Origin of the sequence: Peptoniphilus indolicus ATCC 29427, from assembly GCF_000227315.1 — a bacterium.
GTDB classification, from domain to species: domain Bacteria; phylum Bacillota; class Clostridia; order Tissierellales; family Peptoniphilaceae; genus Peptoniphilus; species Peptoniphilus indolicus.
Map to the genome: position 1 here is coordinate 1 of NZ_JH165132.1, position 945 is coordinate 945.

The following is a 945-nucleotide window of genomic DNA, read 5'->3' on the forward strand; positions in this document are numbered from 1 at the left end:
GCTATACTTTTGAAAAAATTTTTTCTTAAGTAGCTTAGTATTTTATGATTTCTAAGTTCTTTTTTTGTTTTTGATGCTAATTTATTTAGGTTTTAGGCTATTGATAAGAGATTTATTTCACTTATTGCATTTGACTTTCATTTGTGATGAAATCTATTGGTTGTACATGTCCCTTGGATGATGGGATATGTTTTCTCCTATGGTAAATCCTGATGCACTTGTTAGTTATACGTTATATACTGGTTTTAGTTGTCCGTTTTTAATATGGTCTTCTTTCACTCACTTGAAGGTTACGTCATGATCTGTTTTTGAGTACGAGTTTCTATGCTCTCATATTGTTTTTAGATGTTCTTTGTATTTTTCGAGTTTTTCTTTCCGGTATTTTAGCTTTTGGTCCTTTCGTTGGAAATTATCTTTTCTTTTTCATTGTCTGTATGCAAATTCTATGTTTTTTTCTTTACATTCTTTTGAATACCGGTCAAATACTATTATTACTGCTTCTAAGTCTTCTTCTGAGCTCAAATTTTCATTAAGTCCTAAGTATTTTATGATTTTTATTTTTAGTTTTTCTTGATATTTTTCTATGATCCTTCTTTATTCAAAGCTATATCTGTTGGCATAGGCTTCTATCTTTGTTCCGTCTATATATACTTGATAGGTCTATTTGATTTTCTTCTATTGGTATCTCTACCATTTGATTGAGTATACTTGGTGTTAACTCCATGATTTTTTGCCTAAATCTATTTATTGTGCTATGGTTAGGTACTTTTTCTGTATCTAGCAGATACTTAATTCTTAAATCATATTTACAAGATTTTTCTATTTCTCTTGATAAAAATATTCCTTCTGAATAGCAAAATATTAGTATTTCAAATATTGTTGCCGGGTTACTTAAATACTTTGCATTGAGAAAAGACGAGGATTTTTTAGTTTCCTCGTCTTTTT

Annotated in this window: 1 protein-coding gene; it reads right to left on the reverse strand. The window is 28.8% G+C overall.

Going from position 1 to position 945, the window contains the following annotated elements; translation table 11 throughout:
- Window positions 1–604 precede the first annotated feature (604 nt).
- Window positions 605–945, reverse strand: a 341-nt coding sequence (locus tag HMPREF9129_RS10845) for a transposase (protein ID WP_004823562.1), incomplete at its 5' end; no start/stop codon positions are given.